The 2,388-nt window shown below is 60.8% G+C and carries 3 protein-coding genes and 1 tRNA gene; 2 read left to right on the top strand and 2 right to left on the bottom strand.

All coding sequences use genetic code 11. The annotated features are described in order from the left end of the window. Positions 1-2: 2 nt before the first annotated feature. Both VHD36_01375 and VHD36_01370 read right to left on the bottom strand, forming a co-directional pair. Positions 3-92 (bottom strand) — tRNA-Ser (locus VHD36_01375). Between the two features lie 89 nt (positions 93-181). Continuing rightward, entirely contained in the window at positions 182-652 is a 471-nt protein-coding gene (locus VHD36_01370; protein HVU85939.1) for a DoxX family protein, read from the bottom strand. A 218-nt stretch (positions 653-870) separates the two neighbouring features. Here VHD36_01370 and VHD36_01365 point away from each other — a divergent pair, with 218 nt between their 5' ends. Beyond that, positions 871-1,233: a Rieske (2Fe-2S) protein gene (locus tag VHD36_01365; protein ID HVU85938.1), complete on the top strand. Its 363-nt coding sequence runs from the start codon at positions 871-873 to the stop codon at positions 1,231-1,233. Between the two features lie 64 nt (positions 1,234-1,297). Next, a partial coding sequence (locus VHD36_01360) for an amidohydrolase family protein (protein ID HVU85937.1) occupies positions 1,298-2,388 on the top strand: 1,091 nt, incomplete at its 3' end.

Below are 2,388 nucleotides of genomic sequence, written 5' to 3'. Positions count from 1 at the left end.
ACTGGCGGAGAGGGAGGGATTCGAACCCCCGATACGGTTGCCCGTATGCCGCATTTCGAGTGCGGTGCATTCAACCACTCTGCCACCTCTCCGCAGACCGAGGTTTGAGTGGAATGCGCCGTATTTAGCGGCCGCGCCGTGGCGAAACAAGGCCGCGATTAAAGCCGCCGGCGGCCGTGGCTCAAAGCTCGCGGCCGATCTTGCGGTCGAGCGAATAGGGACCGCCGCCGCGCAGCGCGATGGCGAAGAAGATCAGCCCCCACAGGAAAACATATTCCCAGCCGTGCTTGGCCCAGGCCCAGCCGTTATGGGCGAACTGGATGCTGATCATCGCAAATTCGATGGCGATCGTGGCCGCAAAGAACCGCGTGAACAGCCCCAACATGATGCAGACGGCGCCGACGGTTTCGTTGACCAGGGCGAAGACGGCGAACAGCATCGCGGGTTCATGCCCTGACTTCGCCATCTCCTCGGTGGCGCGCGACAGCGGGATCATCGACCGGTTGATGCCGTGGACGAGGAGCGTGCCGCCGACCGTCAGGCGGATCAGCGGCCAGGAAATTTCCCGCGCGAAACTGTAGAACGGCGCCAAGGCCGGAATAAGAAGCCGTGGTTCGGCAGCGCCGCCGTGCTCCGGTGTTGTGCTGGTCATTGTCCCCTCGCTTGTGCGCGGCGTGCCGCCGCGTCGTCCTTGTCCCGTAATGAACCCCAGGATGCCAGCAAAATTGCCTCAAGCTCAAGCTGGATCGAGCGAGGGCACCGCTGAGTGCCAGGCGCATGGCCGCTCGTCGCAACCGCACTTGTTGCCTGCGCGCCGGCCCACCTATACTGCTGCACGAGCGAACTACGATATTCAAGGGCAGGAACGGCATGGCGGAATGGTTTGTGGCCAAGGCATCGGAGCTCCCGGACGGTGACCGGCGTATCGTGGTCGCCGGCAAGGAAGAGATCGGTGTGTTTCATCAAGGCGGGACTTACTACGCCTACAGCAATTACTGCGTTCATTCGGGCGGGCCGGCGTGCGAAGGAATCCTGATGAACAAGGTGGTCGACCTGATCGATGCCGACCGTACCTATCAGGGACAGACGTTTTCCGACGAGGTGCACTTTGTCTGCCCCTGGCACGGCTACGAATATGAGATGACGACCGGCCGCTGCGTCGGCGACAGCCGGCTGAAGCTCAAAAAGTACCAGGTGGTGCAACGCGGCGACGAGATTTACGTCGTCGCCTGACGCGCGGTCCGGAAAACCGAGTGACGGTCTTCCCTGGGATCATGGGCGCTGAACGGAGGTTGAGATGGATGCGACGCCGAACGAAGTCCGCAAGCTCAATTTCGACGACTATTCGACGTCGAAGCACCTGGAGCACGCGGCGCAGCAGGCGCGCGCGCGTAATTTCCAGGATTTTCTGATCGTCGATGTCGACGCGCACCACTACGAAAACGAATCCTACAAGGACGTTTTCCAGTACATCGAAAGTCCGGTGATTCGCCGCGACATGATCGATTCGGCGAAGCGTCCCGGCCGCTCCGGCCTGCTCAATTCCTCGGTCGGCAATCAGAATCTCGGCGGCCGCATCACGCGCGCCAACATGCGCGGACTGCAGAAGGTGCCGAACGACGGCCGGCATCGCGACGTGGTCATGACGTTGGAGTGGATGGACGCGATGGGCGTCGACTACGCCTGCATGTTTCCCACGCCGATGCTGTTCCTCGGCCTGCACCCGCAGGTCGAGATCGAGGTCGCGCTGTGCCGCGCCTATAACCGCTGGCTGTGTGAAAAAATTCTCGCCGTCGAGCCGCGGCTGGTCTCGATGCTCTACATCCCGTTCAACGATCCGGAAGCGGCCTACAAGACGGTGAAGGATTTCGGCGACAAGAAGGGCGTCGTCGGCTTCATGGTGACGTCGCCGCGCTACAAGCCGGTGCACGACAACGCCTATATGAAAACCTATGCGCTGCTTGAGGAACTGGGCAAGCCGATCTCGTTCCACGCCGCTTATTCGTGGGAAGACCGCGCGCTGCAGATGACCAACCGCTTCATCTCGGTGCACTCGCTCGGCTTCATGTGGTTCAACATGATCCACATGACCAATTGGGTCATAAACGGCCTGCCGGAGCGTTTCCCGAAGCTGAAAGTGCTGTGGATCGAGAGCGGGCTCACTTGGGCCTATTGCCTGATGCAGCGGCTCGACCATTCCTACATGATGCGCACGTCCGACTGCCCGTCGCTCAAGCGCAAGCCCAGTGAATACATGCGCGACATGTACTACTCGTCGCAGCCGATGGAAGTGCCCGAAGATTTGTCGATCCTCGAAGCGACCTTCAAGATGATCAAAGCCGACACGCAGCTATTGTGGTCGTCGGATTATCCGCACTGGGATTTCGA

This window comes from Pirellulales bacterium (genome assembly GCA_035546535.1).
Lineage (GTDB): Bacteria > Planctomycetota > Planctomycetia > Pirellulales > JACPPG01 > JACPPG01.
This window is presented reverse-complemented; position numbering and strand designations above follow the sequence as displayed.